The organism is Streptacidiphilus pinicola, assembly GCF_003258295.1.
Classification (GTDB): domain Bacteria; phylum Actinomycetota; class Actinomycetes; order Streptomycetales; family Streptomycetaceae; genus Streptacidiphilus; species Streptacidiphilus pinicola.
In genome coordinates, this window is sequence record NZ_QKYN01000053.1 from 50,713 (window position 1) to 68,897 (window position 18,185).

General features: G+C 68.6%; 20 protein-coding genes. 7 read left to right on the forward strand and 13 right to left on the reverse strand.

Going from position 1 to position 18,185, the window contains the following annotated elements:
• Positions 1-95 precede the first annotated feature (95 nt).
• From DN069_RS13860 to DN069_RS13870, 3 genes are all read left to right on the forward strand, one after another.
• Complete coding sequence (locus DN069_RS13860) at positions 96-797, forward strand: TetR/AcrR family transcriptional regulator (protein ID WP_111501259.1); 702 nt, start codon at positions 96-98, stop codon at positions 795-797.
• Between the two features lie 939 nt (positions 798-1,736).
• A complete protein-coding gene (locus DN069_RS13865) occupies positions 1,737-2,219 on the forward strand; it encodes a helix-turn-helix domain-containing protein (protein ID WP_111501260.1) in 483 nt (160 codons plus the stop codon).
• The gene (locus DN069_RS13870) at positions 2,219-2,566 is read left to right on the forward strand and encodes a hypothetical protein (RefSeq protein WP_111501261.1); all 348 of its coding nucleotides are present in this window, start codon (positions 2,219-2,221) and stop codon (positions 2,564-2,566) included. The genes DN069_RS13865 and DN069_RS13870 overlap by 1 nt, the downstream gene beginning before the upstream one ends.
• Positions 2,567-2,740: 174 nt before the next feature.
• On the opposite strand, the gene DN069_RS13875 is transcribed toward DN069_RS13870, so the two are convergent.
• From DN069_RS13875 to DN069_RS40055, 3 genes are all read right to left on the reverse strand, one after another.
• The gene (locus DN069_RS13875; protein WP_111501262.1) at positions 2,741-3,754 is read right to left on the reverse strand and encodes a DUF4097 family beta strand repeat-containing protein; all 1,014 of its coding nucleotides are present in this window, start codon (positions 3,752-3,754) and stop codon (positions 2,741-2,743) included.
• Between the two features lie 211 nt (positions 3,755-3,965).
• Positions 3,966-4,712 (reverse strand): TetR/AcrR family transcriptional regulator C-terminal domain-containing protein, encoded by a 747-nt coding sequence (locus tag DN069_RS13880; RefSeq protein ID WP_111501263.1) that lies wholly within the window; start codon positions 4,710-4,712, stop codon positions 3,966-3,968.
• Positions 4,713-4,853: 141 nt separating this feature from the next.
• Positions 4,854-5,828 carry a helix-turn-helix domain-containing protein gene (locus DN069_RS40055; RefSeq protein ID WP_165845493.1) on the reverse strand — a complete coding sequence of 325 codons (975 nt, stop codon included), beginning with the start codon at positions 5,826-5,828 and terminating at the stop codon, positions 4,854-4,856.
• 544 nt (positions 5,829-6,372) lie between these two features.
• Here DN069_RS40055 and DN069_RS13890 point away from each other — a divergent pair.
• Positions 6,373-6,636, forward strand: a complete 264-nt coding sequence (locus tag DN069_RS13890; protein WP_111501265.1) for a hypothetical protein — start codon at positions 6,373-6,375, stop codon at positions 6,634-6,636.
• A 155-nt stretch (positions 6,637-6,791) separates the two neighbouring features.
• Positions 6,792-7,973 (forward strand): HesA/MoeB/ThiF family protein, encoded by a 1,182-nt coding sequence (locus tag DN069_RS13895; protein ID WP_111501266.1) that lies wholly within the window; start codon positions 6,792-6,794, stop codon positions 7,971-7,973.
• Between the two features lie 67 nt (positions 7,974-8,040).
• On the opposite strand, the gene DN069_RS13900 is transcribed toward DN069_RS13895, so the two are convergent.
• Complete coding sequence (locus DN069_RS13900; RefSeq protein WP_111501267.1) at positions 8,041-8,676, reverse strand: ScbR family autoregulator-binding transcription factor; 636 nt, start codon at positions 8,674-8,676, stop codon at positions 8,041-8,043.
• Between the two features lie 127 nt (positions 8,677-8,803).
• Positions 8,804-9,307 (reverse strand): helix-turn-helix domain-containing protein, encoded by a 504-nt coding sequence (locus DN069_RS13905; RefSeq protein WP_111501268.1) that lies wholly within the window; start codon positions 9,305-9,307, stop codon positions 8,804-8,806.
• A 731-nt stretch (positions 9,308-10,038) separates the two neighbouring features.
• Here DN069_RS13905 and DN069_RS40060 point away from each other — a divergent pair.
• Complete coding sequence (locus DN069_RS40060; protein ID WP_165845499.1) at positions 10,039-10,659, forward strand: ScbR family autoregulator-binding transcription factor; 621 nt, start codon at positions 10,039-10,041, stop codon at positions 10,657-10,659.
• A gap of 20 nt (positions 10,660-10,679) precedes the next feature.
• Here DN069_RS40060 and trpA read toward each other — a convergent pair whose 3' ends face one another.
• From trpA to DN069_RS13945, 8 genes are all read right to left on the reverse strand, one after another.
• Entirely contained in the window at positions 10,680-11,495 is an 816-nt protein-coding gene (gene trpA, locus DN069_RS13915) for a tryptophan synthase subunit alpha (protein ID WP_111501270.1), read from the reverse strand.
• Complete coding sequence (gene trpB / locus DN069_RS13920) at positions 11,492-12,787, reverse strand: tryptophan synthase subunit beta (RefSeq protein ID WP_111501271.1); 1,296 nt, start codon at positions 12,785-12,787, stop codon at positions 11,492-11,494. Before trpB ends, trpA begins: the two co-directional genes overlap by 4 nt.
• Before the next feature lie 23 nt (positions 12,788-12,810).
• The gene (trpC, locus tag DN069_RS13925) at positions 12,811-13,620 is read right to left on the reverse strand and encodes an indole-3-glycerol phosphate synthase TrpC (protein WP_111501272.1); all 810 of its coding nucleotides are present in this window, start codon (positions 13,618-13,620) and stop codon (positions 12,811-12,813) included.
• Between the two features lie 84 nt (positions 13,621-13,704).
• Positions 13,705-13,893: a hypothetical protein gene (locus DN069_RS39400; RefSeq protein ID WP_133259921.1), complete on the reverse strand. Its 189-nt coding sequence runs from the start codon at positions 13,891-13,893 to the stop codon at positions 13,705-13,707.
• Between the two features lie 60 nt (positions 13,894-13,953).
• The gene (locus DN069_RS13930; RefSeq protein ID WP_243639198.1) at positions 13,954-14,568 is read right to left on the reverse strand and encodes an LmbU family transcriptional regulator; all 615 of its coding nucleotides are present in this window, start codon (positions 14,566-14,568) and stop codon (positions 13,954-13,956) included.
• Between the two features lie 461 nt (positions 14,569-15,029).
• Positions 15,030-16,292: an NAD(P)/FAD-dependent oxidoreductase gene (locus DN069_RS13935; protein WP_111501273.1), complete on the reverse strand. Its 1,263-nt coding sequence runs from the start codon at positions 16,290-16,292 to the stop codon at positions 15,030-15,032.
• Positions 16,292-16,618, reverse strand: a complete 327-nt coding sequence (locus DN069_RS13940) for a 2Fe-2S iron-sulfur cluster-binding protein (RefSeq protein ID WP_111501274.1) — start codon at positions 16,616-16,618, stop codon at positions 16,292-16,294. The genes DN069_RS13935 and DN069_RS13940 overlap by 1 nt, the downstream gene beginning before the upstream one ends.
• 215 nt (positions 16,619-16,833) lie before the next feature.
• A complete protein-coding gene (locus DN069_RS13945) occupies positions 16,834-17,757 on the reverse strand; it encodes a 4'-phosphopantetheinyl transferase family protein (RefSeq protein WP_111501275.1) in 924 nt (307 codons plus the stop codon).
• A 233-nt stretch (positions 17,758-17,990) separates the two neighbouring features.
• On the opposite strand from DN069_RS13945, the gene DN069_RS13950 reads away from it, so the two are divergent.
• Positions 17,991-18,170, forward strand: a complete 180-nt coding sequence (locus DN069_RS13950) for a hypothetical protein (protein ID WP_111501276.1) — start codon at positions 17,991-17,993, stop codon at positions 18,168-18,170.
• Positions 18,171-18,185: the final 15 nt, after the last annotated feature.

Genomic DNA, 18,185 nt, shown 5'->3' on the forward strand with positions numbered 1-18,185 from the left:
GCACTTGCACTGTGTTCAAGTAGAACGGTACGGCAGTACTTGAACACAGTGCAAGTCCCTTCCTGAACTATGTTCAAGTCCGCTATGTTGAGCGCATGCCCCGCGACACCCTGACCCGCGAACAGATCGTCCACGCCGCCGTCGAACTACTGGACGCCGAAGGCATGGAAGGCCTGAACATGCGCGCCCTGGGCAAGCGGCTGGGCGCCGCGGCCACCGCCGTCTACTGGCACGTGGGCAGCAAGGACGACCTCATCGCACTGGCCGGGGACCACGTGTGGAACGAGATCGCACTGCCCGACCTGCAACGATGCAGCCCCGACGACTGGCGGCCGGCCGCCACCGACATGGCAGACGGCCTACACGCGATGCTCACCCGCCACCCCTGGCTCGTGCAGGCATTCGGCTCCTTGCTGATGGCCGGCCCCGGAAAGGCCCGGCACGACGACCACAACCTCGCCCTCTACGAGGCGGCAGGATTCACCGGCGCGCGCGCAGACCAGGCGGCGGCCGCCGTCTTCACCTTCGTGCTCGGAAACGCCGTTGGGACGGCCGCCGCTGCCTCCCTCACCCGCAAGCTCGACCGTGAGGGCGACAACGCCGCCCAGTCGATGCGTGAAGGCATGGCGAAGGCCCGCGAGGTCGCTTCCTCCTTCCCGCGGTTGCGCGCGCGCCTGGAAACGGCCGCCGCCGACTACGGCGCGGCGCCGGACGACACCTTCGCGTTCGGCCTGCGCGCCGTCCTCGCCGGGCTGGAAAGCCAACGCGACGCTGCCGACAGCTTCGAAAGCGCGTAATCCACGCCCGGAAACCGCAGGCTTACGACGACCACCGCAGTGTGCGACCCCCCGTTCGATGATGGGACCTGGTCATGACCGCGGTCTGCGGCGCGAGTTCGTGACCGGTCGAGCGCTGAGCTGCGTGTCCGCTCGGCGGACCGGCCCCCTCGCTCTCCCCGCAACAGGTGGTGCGGGCCGAGCGTACTCGCACCCTCCCGGGGGCGCCGCCCCCGGACCCCCGCCAGCGCCCAGGCGGCGCTGGACCCGCCCTACCTGGGGGAGCCTTGCGGCTTCCCCCAGACCCCCTTACGCCACGCACGGCGCCGTGCCGGGCCGAGGGCGGCCCGGCACAGCACCGTGCCCAGATGCAGCGGGTTGCTGTCGAAGGGGGCTGAGGAGCAACCCCCCGATCGCCGTCGCCTGCCCTCGCGTGTGGCTCACGAGAACTGACAGAGGATCGCGGCGAAAGACAGGTCAGTCCAGGACCAGGATCAGACCCGGAACGACGACCACCCGGCACCTCCCTTACGGGTACAAGAGGGGGTGCTGGAAAGCCCTTGGGGCGCCTGGGTCTATGAGGAACCAAGGGCAACTCAAGGGGCGATCAACAGCCGTACGTGTTCTCCTACGGGGCCGGTGACGGGAAGTCACAGACCCGTTGAGAGGAAGGAAGCAGCCGCTTAAGGGGAAATCAACGACCGCTCGAGAGGATGCTGACAACAGGTCACTGTTGCTCCACGAGCCAGTCTGAGGATCCAAGAGACCCTTCCTCCTCGCCCCCACGACCCGCTTCGTGCCAGCATTTGTATTAGTCCTTGTGCGGAGGTCCGTTGGGGCTGACGCCAACGGGGGAAGCGGGCTCCACCCCACTGATGCACGGACTGTTGCTGCGTGAGCCAGCGATGTGAAACCCTCGCTCGAACCTGTTGCTGTACGAGCCACAGAAAGGAGGTGGCGATGGGCAAGATGAAGCCGCAGACCGCGCAGCTGGTGAACGCGGACACCGGAGAGCTCGTGGAGGTGACCACGACCTTCAGGGCGCTCCAGGAGACGTACCTCTTCGACGGGGCCTACACCCCGCAGAGCGACGGGTTGTGGCTGAAGCTGCTCGACAAGAGGTCAGGGCTCACGCCAACTGATCGGGACATCCTCCTGCTGCATGTCGTGGCAGCCCACGGAAAGCGTTCCACTGGTCCGCTGCGGTGGATGCGCGCGGAGATCGCCCAGTTCCTGGGAGTCACCCCGCGGACCGTCGCGGGCTCCATCCGCAAGCTCGCCAAGCTGGATCTGCTCGTCGAGGCCGAGCGGCACGGACGGATCGTCTACTACAAGCCGACGCCGCATCTCGCCAGCAGGGCCGGCGGTGAACAGCAGCGCAGGGATGCGCAGGCCGCACCGCCGCCGAACCTTCCGACGATCCAGGAGCGAAGGGCATCCTGATGAACGATGACTTCACTTTCCGCTCCTTGGCCGAGCTGGCCTTGCCCCCTGACCGGGTCGGCGAATGGCTCAGCATGTCTGCTCCCCAGTTGCGGATCATGAACTTCTACCTGCTGGTGGAGGTGCACCCGGACTACGGTGCAGTGATGAGCCCGGCGATGAAGATCGCTGCCTACCTCGGCATGAACCGGTCCCAGTTCGCCCGGGACGTGCGAGAGCTCGCCGTCGAAGGCTGGCTTCAGGAGATCACCCGCATCGGCAACATCCGCTACTACGGCGTCGGCCCGAAGGTGACCGGGGCCGGCTCCAAGTCCAATGTGGTGGAGCTGCGGCAACGCACTGCGTGACTTGTCCGCCCGCCTGGCCGAGCAGCCTGACTGTTGCTGAACGGGCCAGCGAGAGGAAAACCGAACGGCATCCTTCCACTCACTGTTGCTGAGGGAGCCAGTGAAGGACGGCCCTGTGTCCTGTCCTGTTGCCAGGACAGGACACAGGGCCGTGTCGCGGCAGGGGGCGTCCGGTCAGGAGCCGCTGGGCGCCCGCTGGACCATGACGTCGCCGAGGTTCGTCGACCCGGTGATCCGAACGTCGTTCAGGTCCGAGTCCGGGAGGTCCAGGCCTTCGAGAGCGTTGTGGATTCTCCCCAACTGCGTGTGCACGTCCAAATGGGCAGAGCTGCCCTCGCGGACGCCGATCTCAAGATTGCCGAGGTTACTGCGCAGGTCGATGGTGCCGCGGACCACTTCCCTGACCTTCACGTGCCCGCTGGAGGTCGTCGCCACGACGCAGGCCCCGGCACGGCCGATGGTGATGTTCCCGTTGGTTCCCTGCACCTCAACGTCGCCGGCGGCGAGTCCGACCTGAGTGTCACCGTTGGTGTTCGTCAGCCGGGCGTTGCCGTCCACCGAGTCGATCCGCAGGTGGCCCGATCCGGCGCTGACCTCCACCTGGCCCAGGGCCCGGCCGACGTCTATGTTCCCGTGCTGGGTCAGGACCCGGACGGCGTTGCCCTGGGCGATGCGGACGTTTCCGGTGCCGGTGCGGACCTCGCAGTCCCCAAGGACGCCGGTGCTGGTCAAGTGGCCCGCCGTCACGTCCGCCTCAAGCCTGGAACCTTGGGGGAGCGAGACTTTGAGCGAGACAGAGCCACGCAGATCGAAGAGCGGTGTCCTGACCGTCAGCCGGCCGCCGGCGTACTTGACCTGAGTTGCCTCGGCAACACGGATGTCGTCCGCGTTCCCGGCGGTGGACGGGCGGACTTCGACGGAGGTCTCGCCCTGGTTCGACACGGTGATCTCCGCGCTGCCGGCCCCAAGATGGATGGTGGCGTCAACGGGCCCTGCGCTTCTGAAAGAAGACATGACTGATCCGTTCTCACGAGTGATGGTGGGAAGCGCTGCCTGCCGGGGCGGGCAGCCCGGACAAGGGCCATGGCGGCGCATCGGCGTGCGCCTGTGTACTCGATCTGGCGTCAGATGCGCTGCTGGACCTGCAGGTTCAGCAAGAGGAACTGGTCGGCCGTGGCATGGCGTCATGTGTGCAGGACGACGGTGGTCACCAGCGACTGGCGCGCGTCCCCGCTCGCACGCGTCCCCCTTGGACCCGGGGGCCGCTACCCCCTCAGTTTCCGGATTCTCGCAGACCAGAACGGGTATCCCTGACACGCGCAGGCTATTATTTGGAACTTCGATAACTGGCCGATAGCGGTCCGGCCTAACGTCGATGGAGTGCAGGCAAACGGCACCCTCAAGGGCAGGGAGTGCAGGCTTGGAGAGTGTTCAGAGCCACCGGGACGGCGTGGTTCGACGGTGGGAGCGGTCGGGTTCTGATTCTGTGCTCGAGTCCGTCCAGGACCGCCCTGAGGCCGAACTCGAAGCTACGCCCGGGCGCAGACCCGTAGCCGGTCTCGGTGGCCCCTTCCAAGCGTTCCCGCAGCCGGGGAAAACGCAGAGCGACTTCTTTGGCTTCCTCCAACGATTGCTGGACCCGAGACTGGGAGTTTCCACTCCCGCGACTGAGCTGACGATTCAGGGAATCGGAGGTGGATCCGCCGAGAGCATGGCCGAGAACGAACATGAAGACCGTGGTCGCTGCGTCGTCGACCTCCGCGCCGACGAATCCGGCCTTCTCGTAGACCGCGAGAATGCGGTCGTCGTGGCGGGCCTTGTTCTCTCCGTAGACAGGCTGGGATGCGAAGGCGGTCACGAGCCAGGGATGCTGGCTGACCATGCGGTGGAGGCCGCCGGCCATGTCTGCCGCCGCCGTTCGCCAATCGACCCGATCAAGATCGGGGAGTACCACCTCGCCCCATACCTCGTTGCTCGCCAGTATGAGAAGATGACTCTTGCTCGTGACATACCAATACATGGCTGTGGCGGCGGCATCGAGCCGGTCGCCGAGGCGGCGCATGGACAAGCCTTCCAATCCTTCGGCGTCCAGCAGCTCAATAGCGGCCTGAATGATGATCTCTTTGCTCAAGTCATCTCGCGACATGGCGTCAGGTTAGCGCCGATTTTAGAATTACACAGTCCGGGAAGGCAGATCTCGCGCCATGCGAGCGGACCTTCCTGTCGTACATACACAATGCAGAGTGCGAAATTAATGATCAGCAATGAATGCCTCGCGGGGCAGGGCTTAGAGCCATCCGCGCTTCGCCGCGTTGATGCCGGCCTGGAATCGACTCGAGGCGTCCAGGCGGAACATCAGGCCGGACATGATCCTGCGCACGGTGCGCAGCGAGACTCCGAGTTTCCGGGCCGCCGCGTCGTCGGTGCACCCGGTGCTGATCAGGTCGAGCAGAGCCCTCTCCATCGGGTTGCACCCGTGCTCGTCGATCGGGGCGGTCTCGCCGAAGGGTGTGGCGACGGCCCAGACACTCTCGAACAGTGCATGAACGACGGCGACCACGGACGGACTGTGGACCTCGAGCGCGCCGATGCGCGGATCACTGACGTCCAGGGGCAGGATGGCGAGCTTGCGGTCGACGACGATCAGCGGGATAGGGACGGAGGGGACCGTGCGCATCTGGCCGCCGAGCCTGGTCAACCACTCGGCGTAGGCCAGGGTGTCGGGGTCGTTGCGGAAGCTTTCGCGGGACACCGAACGGATCACCACGCCCCGCTTGAGCGCCTGCTCGTTCAGGGGACCGGAGGCGTCACGGGCGTCGGGCCGGTCGGCGCCACCGGGGTTCAGCGAGAGGATCTCGGTCTCGGTCAGGCGCTGGATTTCCTCCAGCCTGCTGCGGACGGCGTCGATCCCTTCCAGCCGGAGCGCGCCGTCCCAGTCGCGCGTGCGCTCGTGCTGGGCCGCGATGGCGGCGATCTCGGCCCGGGTCGCTTCGATCTGCGCCTGCCGAGCGGCGGCATCTGCTTCTGCGGCGGCGAGCAGCGCGGCCAGGCCCACCTCGGGGCTGACCGGTCTGACGCCCCCTCCGGCACGCGACGAGGGTCTCAGCAGTTCCAGATCGCCCAGTTCGTCGAGCGCGCATCGGATGTCGTCCTCGGGGAGTCCGGTGTCCGCCGCCAGATCCGCGACGCCGTGGTCGGGATGGCCGAGCATGCTGCGGTAGACGGCCTCGGCGCGGGCAGACAGCCCCAAGAACTGCAGCATCAGCTCCCCCTGATGGGGGCACACCTACCCCGCTGTGCAGCGATTTTTACACGAATAGGCAACTCGATCAAGGGTTTCGGGAGTGGACGCGTCAAGATCTCGTCAAGACGCTCAACGAAACGACAGGAGACTTCGTCAAGTCCTGTCCCCAAGGTGTCAGGCCACATGGTGACAGCCAGAACCCGGTGACACCGTTCGGCAACGGCGGACAGGCTAGGGATCACTTCGAAGTCGCCTCCCAAACGGGATGAAGACTCCGAAATCCCTGTTCCCATCCAGTCTCGGGGGAGTCTGTCGTGCCCAAGAAAATCTGCATTGTCCTGAACCTCCTCGCAGCGCTCGGTATTGCGACCGTGCTCTGTGCAGGTCCCGTCTCAGCGGCGGCTCCGGCCAGCGGAACAACCGCCAGCGACACCTCGTCCCCCGGCACCGGTCTGGGGTGGGGCGCAGCGCCGAGATAGTCCGCGCGTTGTGCTCTCACTCTCAGCCTCAGTGGGGGCAGGGACGGACCTCCCTCGACTAGTGGCCGCTACGGAGAGCACCTATGCACATGATCACCCTGCACCTGTCCGGCCCCGCCGGTGAGCAGCCGGATCCCGACCAACTCGCCCAGGCGATGTGGGCCCAGGCCGAGACGACCGACCGAGTGGAGCACCTGCGGATCAGGTCGCATCCCGGACGCGTTGACGTCGTCGCGTTCCTCCTGGCCGACGAGGCGGAAGCGGCGCGGGCCAGGGCACGGGAACTCGGGCGGCGGACCATCACGGGCACAGCCTGGCTGGCGGGCTGGAGCCTGGAGGACACCTGAGAAACCGGAGCCGTCCTGCCGACCTTAGCCGGTGAGCCGCATTCCGGTATTCGGACCCCACCCGGCCGAATACCGAGCGGTAACCGAATGGCCGGCCAGGAACAGGGACGCCGGGGCCGCACACCTCTTCACTCCCTGCGTAAGGAAGCCCAGAAATGCTGTCACTGGATTCGAGAGTCCGCGTCAAGAGGATCTACCCGGTTACCCGGATCGACGACATCCAGTTCCGCATCGGCGCCCGATTCGGGCCGTCCATGGAAGTGACCGACCCGAAACAGCACCTTTGGACCCTCGTGGCCGCGCTCAACGGCGAATCGCCACTGAACGAGGTGATCCGACGGGTCTGCGAATCCTTCCCGGAGCTCACGGTCGAGGGCGTCATCGACGCGGTGCAGTACCTCGACCGGCAAGGCGTCCTGGAGGACGCGATCGCCACGCCCTACGACGAGCGCGGCGAACTGGATCGCTACCTCGGGAACGTCGACTACCTCAGCTCCTACGCCACGGCCTCCGAGCGACGAGGCGCGGAGCAGGACCGGCTGCGTGACGCACGCGTGGTCCTGTTCGGCCTCGGCGGCGAGGGATCCCTCGCTCTTCCGCTGCTGCTCGCGACCGGATTCGGCAGCATCACGGCAGTGGACCACGGCCGGGTCGAGCGGACCGACCTGAACCGGCAGTTCCTGCACAAGGAGAGCGACGTCGGGGCGCTGCGGACGGAGGTGGCCGCGCGCCTTGCGGCCGAGACCAACCCCCATGTCCCCTTCACCGCGGTGCAGCAGCAGATCCGGTCCGCGGACGAGGTGGCCGAGCTCGTGCACGGAGCCGACATCGCGATTGGCGCCATCGACGAACGTCCCTTGCTGACACAGCGATACCTCAACGCGGGCTGTGTGGCCGAAGGCGTGCCCTACGTCTGCGGTGGCTCCTTCATCACCAGCGGGGGGATGTTCTCTGTCCTTCCCGGGACGACCGGATGCCTCGAATGCCTCCACCGCCACCACATGCGCATGGACCCGCGCTATCTCAGCCGGCTGGAGGCTTCGGCGAGCATCGACACCGCCCACGCCTCAGCCGTTCCCGCTTTCGCCCCCCACGTGGCCCTGATCGCATCTCTGGTCGTCGCCGAAGCCGTCCGCATGGTCACCCGGCACGCCGAGCCACTGGCGCTCGGACAGCAGATCGACATCCACTACGAGACCGGCCGTCTCGAGCGCCTCACCACATGGGACCGCGACCCGCAGGGGTGTCCCGTCTGCGGCGACGGCGTCGACGGACCCGTGCTCGACAAGCTCAGGGGCATGGCGCCGGGCGACTGGCTCTCAGAGGCGGTTGCGTGACTGCGGGATGAAGCAGGCACACGGCCGGAACGGGCGTGCGCGTGCGGTCCGCACACTCACGCGGTGGTCAGTCCTGGGTCTCGGCGAAAACCTCTGCCCCGCGGGTGCCCGAGAGGTCGAGGGACACCAGGACCGGGGCCGTCGCGATGCTCGGAAGCAGGTGCCTGAGCAGCGCACAGGTACGGGTCATCAGGTCCTCGTAGCTGGTGAGGATCAGTGACATCGACTGCACGCCGGTGAAGCCCCCGACCAGCACCTCGGCGGTTCCAGCCGGGTCGACGGTCGCCAGCAGCTCGCCCTGGGCCTGCGCCTGCTCCAGCAGACGGAGCATGATGGTGCGCCACCGCAGGTATGGTTCCCGGCGGTCCAGCGCGGGTGACACCTGGTCCATGGCCAGCCGCGCACGGGCACGGACCAGCGCATCGGTCTGCAGCCGGTGCGCGTAGACCAGCAGAGTGTCCACCAGCTGCTGGGTCCTGCAGGCCCTTTCGGGCACCAGGGCGGCCTCGTCCTGCTCCTGTAGCAGGCCCTGGGCCAGCTCCTCCTTGCCGGAGAAGTGGAAGTACAGGGCACCCTTGGTCACATTGGTGTTGCGCAGGATCTCGGTGACCGTCGTGGCCTCGTAGCCGCGCTGTTCGAAGACCTCCGCCGCGGCGGTGAGGATGGTCTGGCGTGTGCGGGTGCCACGCTCCTGCTTCCCCATCGCGCCTCCTTCGTCCGCCGAATGTCACAGGCCACCGGAAATAAGGTACCGCAGGGTACGCATTTTCCTCAGAGCCGGCGGCGTCCGTGGATCCCCTCCGCGCCGTGGCCGGTGAGGACCTGGTGCGCTACTCCAGGTCCTGGCCGGCGTCGAGGATGTACCCGCGGCCCCACACCGTACGGACGGACAGCCCCAGCGGGCTGATGCGCTGGCGGATACGCATCATGTGCAGGTCGAGGGCGTTGCGGGTCATGGACCCCTCCTCCTGGCCGAGCCGGAACCGGAGCGCCTCACGCGGAACGACCTGCCCGAAGCGCGTGACGAGCATCGACAGCAGCTCGGCCTGTAACGGGGAGAGCATCACGGAGTCCTCCCCAAGGCGCAGCACTCCGTTCTCGTCGAGCTGCGGCAGGTGGTTGCGGCGGAAGCGCTCGGCCAGCGCGTCGGCGCGTGCCTGAAGGTCGTGGGTCGGAATCGGTTGCCGCACCCAGTCCTCGTAGATGTCGTCGCAGATCGGCGCCCCAAGGCCGGCCTCGACCACCAGGATTCGGGGGACGCCGAGGGAGCGGTACTCCTCGCGCAGGTCCTGCTGGGCGGGCCACCGCAGCAGCTGTACTTCGGGGGTGATCATTCGAGCCCCGCTTCCTCGGCTCTATCTTCGGGCTCCACGGGACCTCCTGGGCACAGGCCTTGACGCGTGGTGGCGCGATGGGTCGACAGAAGAAGGGCGGAAGAGGGCCGTACTTCTGCTGATCCTCTTTCGCTCTCGCCAACAAACATACCAGCGTGCACGTACGCTAGCTACCTGTTGGCACCGATTGTTCGATGCCGAAGCCACTGCCTGACGCGGCCTCAGGGGACCTATGTGCAACGAAGTATGCAGGCAGATGGCATCCCTGCAGCGGGTTGGAGACAGGCGTCAGGGTGGCATGGAGGGCGCAGATCCGCCGGAGTGCGGGCCACTTTTACGTACCAGCAGTTCAGATTCTTGCGGTCGGGCCGGGGGGCCTCAACGCATCGCCCGGCCTCCGGGGACTCCTGGCCCGCAGCCGCGCGTCCGGGGGAGACAGCGCGGCTGCGGGAGTCGGGGATCAGGAGGGTGGCGGGCGGAACCCGGCAACGACGACTCCTGAGCGGGCGACGGAATTCGGAAGTGAATCCCGGGCCGGCGGAGGCTTCCGGGGCGGAATTGGAAACCGAATCCATGGAAGCACGACCGCGTCGGGGGAATCAACCGCGCGCCTGTCCAGCGGATCTTTCTCTCCAACCTCTTTCTGTGGACCTCCCGTTCGTAAGAGCGGAGCACTAGGTTCGACCGCAGCACGTTTGCAGCAGATCCCGTTCGATTCGAGGAGCCGCGACATGAAACAGCAACGCGCCGTCCGGACCCGCGAGTCGCTGGTCCGAGCGGCTGCCGAGGCGTTCGACGAGCAGGGCTACGACCAGGCGAAACTGGCAGACATCAGTGCCGGGGCGGGAGTCACGCGGGGGGCGCTGACTTTCCACTTCGCGAGCAAGTCCGCCATGGCCTTAACGGTCGAGACGACCGCCGCCGTCACCCTGCGGCGCGTGGCGCTCGCCGCGCAGAAGCCGAGTATGAATGCCATGCAGCGACTGCTCGACATTTCCCTGGCGCTGGCCGGGGAAATACGGGACAACGTCGTCGCTCGTGCGGGATTCCGACTGAATTGTGAGACGCCACAGCGAGCCGGCCTCGACCTTCGCCGTGAATGGTTCGCATGCATTCGCCGGCTCCTGGCGCAGGCCGAGGCCGAGGGGTTGCTGACGCCGGGGCTCGACCCGCAGGACGCCGCTCTCTCCATCGCGGCGGCGACCACGGGCCTCGAGGTACTCGGCCGACGTCAGCCCGGCTGGCTCTCCCCAGCGGTGGTCGACCGGTTCTGGCGGTTCGCACTCCCGCAGATCACCGCCGAGGAGTCACGGCCCGGGCTCGGCCCGGACCTGGTCTGCCCCTGCCGGTGAGGCCGGGAACGGGTGCGCCGTCAGCGGCGACGCATCCCCGTCGCGAGCTCGCCCGCGAGCTCGCGAAGTGCCTTGAGTCCCGCCGCCGTGTCCGTGCCTGCGTCCAGCAGGCACTGGACGAACGCCGAGCCGACGATGACACCGTCGGCGAAGGCGGCCACCTCGGCGGCCTGTTCGGCGTCCGAGACACCCAGGCCCACACAGACCGGCAGGTCGGTCAGAAGGCGGGCACGGCGGACGAGATCCGCCGCCTGAGCGCCCACCTTGGCCCGGGCACCGGTCACACCCATGAGCGAAGCGGCGTAGACGAAACCGGATCCGGCCGCCGTGATGGTCGCAAGACGCTCGTTCTGACTGCTCGGCGCGACCACGAAGACCGTCGCCAGGCCGTGCGCCTTCGCCGCCGTACGCCAGGCGAGGGATTCCTCGACCGGCAGGTCCGGCAGGATGCAGCCCGCGCCACCGGCAGCCGCGAGGTCCGCGGCGAAGCGTTCGGCCCCGTACCGGTCCACGGGATTCCAGTAGGTCATGCACAGCACCGGCGCGCCGGTGCGATCCCGCACCTCCCGGACCGTACGCAGCACGTCCACGATGCGCAGGCCGCCGCGCAGCGCGATGTCGTCGGCGGCCTGGATGACGGGACCGTCGAGTACCGGGTCGGAGTGGGGCAGGCCCACTTCGACGATGTCGCAGCCGCCTTCAACGAGCGCGGCTATCGCGTCGATTCCGCTTTCGAGGTCGGGAAAGCCCGCGGGGAGGTAGCCGATCAGAGCGGCGCGGTCCTGCGCCCGTGCCTGGGCCAGTGCGCCTGCCAGGCTCGCTATGCCGTCGGTCACCGTACGTTCCCCTCTCCGGGGGTGACACGGTCCGGGGTCCGCCCGCGTGCCTCGCCCTCCGCCTGGTCCTGGTCGTAGAGCCCGAAGTAGCGTGCCGCCGTGTCCATGTCCTTGTCCCCGCGGCCGGACAGGTTCACCAGCACCACCCCATCCGGTCCCAACTCCCGTCCGACATCCAGGGCGCCGGCCAGCGCGTGCGCGCTCTCGATCGCCGCGATGATGCCTTCGGTGCGGGCCAGCAGCCGCAACGCCTGCATCGCCTGGTCGTCCGTCACCGCGCGGTACTCGGCGCGTCCGGCGTCCTTGAGATAGGCGTGCTCCGGGCCGATGCCCGGATAGTCGAGGCCCGCGGAGATCGAGTAGGTGTCGGTGATCTGGCCGTCCTCGTCCTGCAGCACGTAGGACCGGGAGCCGTGCAGGATCCCCGGCTCGCCGACGCTCAACGTCGCTGCGTGCCGGCCCTCCTCCGGCCCGAGGCCTCCGGGCTCGCAGCCGACCAGCCGGACCGACGGGTCGTCGAGAAAGGCGTGGAACAGCCCGATGGCGTTCGATCCGCCGCCGACGCAGGCGACTGCGGCGTCCGGCAGGCGCCCCACCCGCTCCAGCAGCTGGCCGCGGGCCTCGACACCGATGACGCGGTGCAGGTCGCGGACCATCGCAGGGAACGGGTGCGGCCCGGCGACCGTGCCGAAGAGGTAGTGCGTCGAGTCGACGTTGGCGACCCAGTCGCGGAAGGCCTCGTTGATGGCGTCCTTCAGGGTGCGGCTGCCGGAAGCCACCGCGATCACCTCGGCGCCCAGGATGCGCATGCGGGCGACGTTGAGTGCCTGCCGCCGGGTGTCGATCTCACCCATATAGATGGTGCAGTCGAGACCGAACAGCGCACACGCGGTGGCGGTCGCGACGCCGTGCTGGCCGGCGCCGGTCTCTGCGATCACGCGCGTCTTGCCCATGCGCTTGGTGAGCAGCGCCTGGCCCAGGACGTTGTTGATCTTGTGTGAGCCGGTGTGGTTCAAGTCCTCGCGCTTGAGGAACACCCGTGCCCCGCCCGCCTGCCGGGCGAACCTCGGTACCTCGGTCATCGCGGACGGCCGACCGGTGTAGTGCCGCAGCAGCTCACCCAGCTCGGCGGCGAAGGACGGGTCGTCCTTCGCCTTGTCGAACTCGACGGCAACTTCCTCCACCGCGGCGACCAGCGCCTCGGGGATGAACCTGCCACCGAACGCGCCGAAGTAGCCCTCGGCGCTCGGGACTCGACCGGTCCGGTCGGGGACGAAGAAGGCCGGTGCCATCCGACGTGTGCTCCTTGAGTAGCTCAGCTGCTTGGTTGCCGGCGTGCGGCACGGGAGCCGACGGAGACCAGTTCGGTCACCGCGGCGCGCGCGTCATCACCGGTGACCAGGGACTCGCCGACGAGAACGGCGTCGGCGCCGTGTTCGGCGTAGGCGATGACGTCCTGCGGCCCGCGCACACCCGACTCGGCGACCTTCACGATGTGCCGCGGGATGACCGGGGCGACCCGCGCGAACGTGCCGCGGTCGACTTCCAGCGTCCTGAGATTGCGGGCGTTCACCCCGATGATGCTCGCGCCGGCCGCGACCGCCCGGGCGGCCTCCTCCTGGTCGTGCACCTCCACCAGCGCGCTCAACCCGATGGTCCGCGCCTCCTCCAGGAGCGACACCAGCGCCTGCTGCTCCAGCGCCGCCACGATCAGCAGGGCGAGGTCGGCGCCGTACGCTCGCGCCTCCCACAACTGGTAGGGCGTCACGATGAAGTCCTTGCGCAGCACGGGGACATCGACCTTGGCACGCACCGCCTCGAGGTCGGCCAGGGAACCGCCGAAGCGCCGCCCCTCGGTGAGGACCGAGATGACCGCGGCGCCGCCCGCCTCGTACTGGGCCGCGAGTGCGGCCGGGTCCGGGATCGCGGCGAGCGCGCCCTTGGACGGGCTGGACCGCTTGACCTCGCAGATCGCGGCGACACCCGCGCCGCGCAGCGCCGCCAGACCGTCCCGCGGCCGGGAGGCACGTGCGGCCCGGTCCTGCAGCTCCGCCAGACTGACGCGGGACTGCCGCTCGGCGAGGTCCTCGCGGACTCCGTCGATGATGTCGTCGAGCACGCTCACAGGAGCGGACACCTTTCGGAAGCGGGGGTGGTCGGGGACGTGCGCCGCGCCTGGGGCCAACCGTGCGTGGCCCCGGACGACCCGTCAGGCAGCGGACGAGGAAGCGGGCTCACCGAACTGGCAACCCGTCTCCTGCGGCCGTCGAACGATGCGCGTCACCGGTCGAATCGCAGACGCCGGAGAGCACCGGTCGAGCGCCTCGTGCAGGCGCTCCAACGTCCACGACTGTCCGGGCGTGCGGGCCAGCAGACGGTCTTCGATCCAGGTGGTCACGCCGCTTCCTCCTTGGGGCAGTAGTCAACGCTCACAGGACGATGGGACAACGGACTGCGCTCACACCTCGGCACCTGGGTACTCCTCCTCTGCGGCGGAGCTCTCCGGGTCGGCACCGACCTGGTCGGAACCGGTCAGTGACGCGACCTCCTCGGCGGCGGCCAGGACGGACTCGGCCGCCGAGTCGAGCGTGGCAAGCACCCACTCCTCCATGTCGACGCCGGTGCTCGCGGCGGCCTGGTGCCAGCGCTCCAGGCGGTCACCGGGCACCGGCAGCCGGTGCACCGGGACCGGCTGAGCCGACCCCACCTGGTCGCGGTTCCTGGCGTCGCGGAGGGCACAGCGAAGCTGCTTGGTGGTCCACGTCTGCTCCTCGGCCCGGGTGAGCCAGAGGTCCGCCTCCTCCGGAGGCAGGGAGGCAACCTCCGCGTGGTGCTGGAATGTCAGGAGTGCGTGCCGACGATCCATGTCGAACCGGCGGGCCACCCAGGCGTAGTTGCGAAGCGTCTGGTACTGCAGACCGACGGCCTGGATGCCCTTCTGGTAACGGTCGGAGTAGTGGTCCTTGCCGTAGGCCAGCCAGTCGCCCAGCCACCACGACGAGGAGTCGAGGACCCCGGCGAGCTGACGTCCGGCCCGTTCCCACGACTCGAAGGTGAACAGGTCGGGGATCAACAGGCCTACCCGCGTGGTCAGGACCTGGTCCGATCGCGGCGGACCCGAGCGGACAACCCGCTGCGGAGCCACTCTCCCCACCGCCGAGGCGGGTTCCAGGGGTGTCGCCACTCTGCCGTCGGCGCTCCTGTTCGAGATCATCTGCCGGCCCCCGTCCCGGTGAGTCCTGCGCACGTGTCGAAGTGGCGCTCGCGTGTACGGGCACAAAGCAGCCCGTTGCGGTGCCTCGCAGGGAACTGTCGCAGTCAAGCCCGCCTCCTGCCGGTCTCGGGAAAGAGCTCGGAAAGGGGCTTGAAGGGCAAGGGCGCTCATGCGGCCGGCGGATGTGCCCGCGCCGGTCAGGCGCGGCGGCACATCCGCCGGGAGGGGGACCGAGGGGTGGGCCGGTCCGCGAAGGGCGCTGCCGGTCGATCGGACCAGCACCACCACCTGCTCGTGCGGGGCGCGTTCTGCGCCCCTGGTCAGACGGCAGCCAGCGCGGAGCCTCCGGTGTGCGCCTTGAGGTGACCGCTGAGGCTGAAGTCGGCAGCCGTCGCGTCCCGCCGGCTCAGCGGGATGCGGTTGTCCAGCAGCCGACGCGCCGCGAGATGGTCCGCGGGTCGGTTGACCGACTCGACGGCGAGCAGCTCGTCCCCACGGAAGAGCAACACCGAGAACGCGTCCGGCGAGTCGACCACGTAGACCTCGGCGTCGAAGCCCTGGCCCAGCCCGGCGATCTGCAGCGACGTGCCGAACTGCTTGCTCCAGAACCAGGGCAGCGCCTCGTAGGGGTGGGAGGAACCGGTCAGCCGTGCCGCGACCAGGCGCGCCTGGTCGGCGGCGTTCTGCACGGACTCGATGCGCACCGGCGTCCCCGTGCGCGGGCTCGGGAACACCGCGCAGTCGCCGACGGCCGAGATGCCCGGGTCGCTGGTCAGCAGATGGCTGTCGGTGACGATCCCGCCGTCCACGGTCAGCCCGGCCGCCTCCGCGAGACGGGTGTCCGGCGTCACTCCCACCCCGACCAGGACGAGATCGGCGGGCAGCCGCCGTCCGTCGGACAGCTCCACCGCGGCGACCCGTCCGTCACGCCCGTGGAAGGCCGTCACGGACTGCTGGAAGAGCGACTCGACGCCGCGCTGGTGCTGCAGGGACAACAGATGGGCGGCGGTCGTCGTCGAGGTGATCCCCATCAGGGGACGCTCCCTGGCCTCCACGATGGTCACCTCGCACCCCGACTCACGGGCCGAAGCGGCAAACTCCAGCCCGATGAACCCGGCGCCGATCACCACGACGTGTGCGGCCTCGGCGAGTTCAGCGCGGACCAGTCGGGCGTCGGCGAGCGTGCGCAGGGTCCGGATGCCCTTCAGGCCCGAGCCCGGCGCCTGCAGGGTCCTGGCCCGGGCACCAGTGGCAAGGACGAGGTGGTCGTAGCCCCGGATGCCTCCGTCGTCGAGGAGCGCCGTCCGCCCAGCGCGGTCGATGTCCACCGCAAACGCGGTGACCCGCTCGATCGAATGGCGTGCGTAGTACGTCTCGGGCCGCAGCCACAGTCGGCTCTCGTCGCCGGCTCCTTGCAGGTAGCTCTTGGAGAGCGGCGGGCGCTCGTAGGGCAGCTCGTCCTCTCCGCAGACCAGCGTGACGTCGCCCTCGTAACCGCGCTCGCGCAGCGAAGCGGCGACCTGGTGGCCGGCCTGCCCGCCGCCGACCACCACGACCCGGTTCTGTCGTCGCTCCACGCCCATCAGAGGATCTGCCGGGCCGGCAGGACGACCACCAGGCCGTCCACTCCGTCAGTTACCTCCAGCTGGCAGCTCAGCCGGCTGGTGGTCAGCCGCTCGCTGGCGGTGAACTCCAGCATGCCGTCCTCGTCGGCCTCCATGGCCTTCAGCTCGCTCGCGGACTCGGGTGCGACGTACACGTGGCAGGTGGCGCACTGCGCGTACCCGCCGCACTCGGCTGCGATGCCGTCGACGTCGTTCATGAGCGCGCCACGCATGACGCTCGTACCCACCGGGACGTCGAACGTCTGCGTGGTGTTGTCCGTGGACACATAGGTGATCTGTGGCATCGAGTACTCCTCGAACGTCGGCCGGACACGCCGGAAACCGGGTGAATCGGCGTTCGGGTGCCGATCGCGCGGAGCAAGGCAGCAGGATCGGCGAAATTGACGCGGTAGCGCCCGGCCCGGCACCGCCGCGGGGAATGCCGCGTTAAAGCAACGGCAGCTGTGCAGCGTACCGGGCGGGCAGCTGAGCCGTCTGCACTACGGGTGTTGACCGCCCGTCACACCAGCGCGGTCACCTGGGACCTGGCCCCGGACGAATCCGGTGTCCGGGGCACCTCCGTCGACAGAACACGCACCACACGGGACCGCAGCCGGTCCGGTGCGGGACCGCCCGCGGAGACGCCCGCCGGCAACAGCGGCAGGAGCTCCACGCTCTCGTGCACAGTCGGCAGCACCGTGCTCACACCCAGCGCGGCGACCGCGGCGTGGTAGTCCGCGTCCAGCGCAATGTCGGCGATAGCCGGGACAGGACGGCCACCGTCCGCCGGATGCCAGCCGAGCAGCACCGGCGGCTGATCGGGCCCGGACAAGGAAAAGTCGGTCATCGGGGTATTGAGACCCTCCCCAGTCGCCTTCAGCACCGCCTCCTTACGCGTCCAGTAACTCAACGCGGCACGCGCGCGCCGCTCCTGAGGAATGCGATCCAATGCCGCCCGCTCCGCGGCGGTGAGCACCAGGTCGTACTCCGGAGGCAGCCCCGACCCCTGCCACGGCTCGAACCGCTCGATGTCGACGCCCAACGGAACACCCTCGCTGACGGCCACCACGACCCGCTCGTCCGAGTGCGAGATCGACAGCTCCCATCCCTCGGCCGCGCCGAGGACCCGCGGTTTGCCGTGCGGCCCGCCGCAGTCCGGGCACCGGGCCAGCAGCCGCACGGCCTCCGGGCCGCTGCCCACCAGGAAGGCCAGCGCCGTCTTGGCCAGCACCCGGCCCGTCACGAACCGCGCGAGGTCGGCCTCCTGGCGGAAGGAGGAGCAGCGCGCGACCTCCGTGCTGTCGAGCAGCCCGAACCAGGAGGACGGCCGGCTCAGCGGCGCCAGGGCCCATACATGGCAGCTCGCAGTGGACCCGGGGAGCCGAGAGGTTCCGGCGGCAGAAGCGGGGAGCGCTGTCGTGTGGGTGGAGCGGTTGGGCGTCATCGCGGTTTCACCTCCGTATCGCAGCAGCCCGTCTGCCGCCCTTCGAGTCTTCGTCCGAACGCCCCCTCGGCGGCAGCCGGAAATCCTCCGCATTCGGGGGTGGAAAACCCTCCCGCTGACAGGCGTTATCGGTGCTCCCGGCAGGCAAAACCGGATCGATAACGAGCCGAAAATGGCCAAACCTAGCGTTTCTCCCAGACGCAGAAACCGCAGCTCGAAAGGGAGAAACGAAGATGAAGACCAAGCTGATCGTCCTCGTGAAGACCGTCGCCCTGGCGGGCACCGCGATGGCCGCCCTCACCGTGGCCAACGGCACGTCGGCGCAGACCCCCGGACTCGCGGCGGCCACCCCGACCACCGTCGTCGCCCAGACCACCGTGACCCCCGACGACGGCCTCCCGTGGGGCGGATGAGCCGCGGCACTTAAT

Coding starts and splice junctions, on each gene's coding strand:
- DN069_RS13900 (WP_111501267.1), bottom strand. CDS start 8,676: ATGGGGAAGCAGGAGCGTGGCACCCGCACACGCCAGACCATCCTCACC.
- DN069_RS13860 (WP_111501259.1), top strand. CDS start 96: ATGCCCCGCGACACCCTGACCCGCGAACAGATCGTCCACGCCGCCGTC.
- DN069_RS40060 (WP_165845499.1), top strand. CDS start 10,039: ATGAAACAGCAACGCGCCGTCCGGACCCGCGAGTCGCTGGTCCGAGCG.
- DN069_RS13940 (WP_111501274.1), bottom strand. CDS start 16,618: ATGCCACAGATCACCTATGTGTCCACGGACAACACCACGCAGACGTTC.
- DN069_RS13870 (WP_111501261.1), top strand. CDS start 2,219: ATGAACGATGACTTCACTTTCCGCTCCTTGGCCGAGCTGGCCTTGCCC.
- DN069_RS13935 (WP_111501273.1), bottom strand. CDS start 16,292: ATGGGCGTGGAGCGACGACAGAACCGGGTCGTGGTGGTCGGCGGCGGG.
- trpB (WP_111501271.1), bottom strand. CDS start 12,787: ATGGCACCGGCCTTCTTCGTCCCCGACCGGACCGGTCGAGTCCCGAGC.
- DN069_RS13950 (WP_111501276.1), top strand. CDS start 17,991: ATGAAGACCAAGCTGATCGTCCTCGTGAAGACCGTCGCCCTGGCGGGC.
- DN069_RS13880 (WP_111501263.1), bottom strand. CDS start 4,712: ATGTCGCGAGATGACTTGAGCAAAGAGATCATCATTCAGGCCGCTATT.
- DN069_RS13875 (WP_111501262.1), bottom strand. CDS start 3,754: ATGACGCCATGCCACGGCCGACCAGTTCCTCTTGCTGAACCTGCAGGT.
- DN069_RS13890 (WP_111501265.1), top strand. CDS start 6,373: ATGCACATGATCACCCTGCACCTGTCCGGCCCCGCCGGTGAGCAGCCG.
- DN069_RS40055 (WP_165845493.1), bottom strand. CDS start 5,828: ATGCTGCAGTTCTTGGGGCTGTCTGCCCGCGCCGAGGCCGTCTACCGC.
- DN069_RS13945 (WP_111501275.1), bottom strand. CDS start 17,757: ATGACGCCCAACCGCTCCACCCACACGACAGCGCTCCCCGCTTCTGCC.
- DN069_RS13865 (WP_111501260.1), top strand. CDS start 1,737: ATGGGCAAGATGAAGCCGCAGACCGCGCAGCTGGTGAACGCGGACACC.
- DN069_RS13895 (WP_111501266.1), top strand. CDS start 6,792: ATGCTGTCACTGGATTCGAGAGTCCGCGTCAAGAGGATCTACCCGGTT.
- DN069_RS13905 (WP_111501268.1), bottom strand. CDS start 9,307: ATGATCACCCCCGAAGTACAGCTGCTGCGGTGGCCCGCCCAGCAGGAC.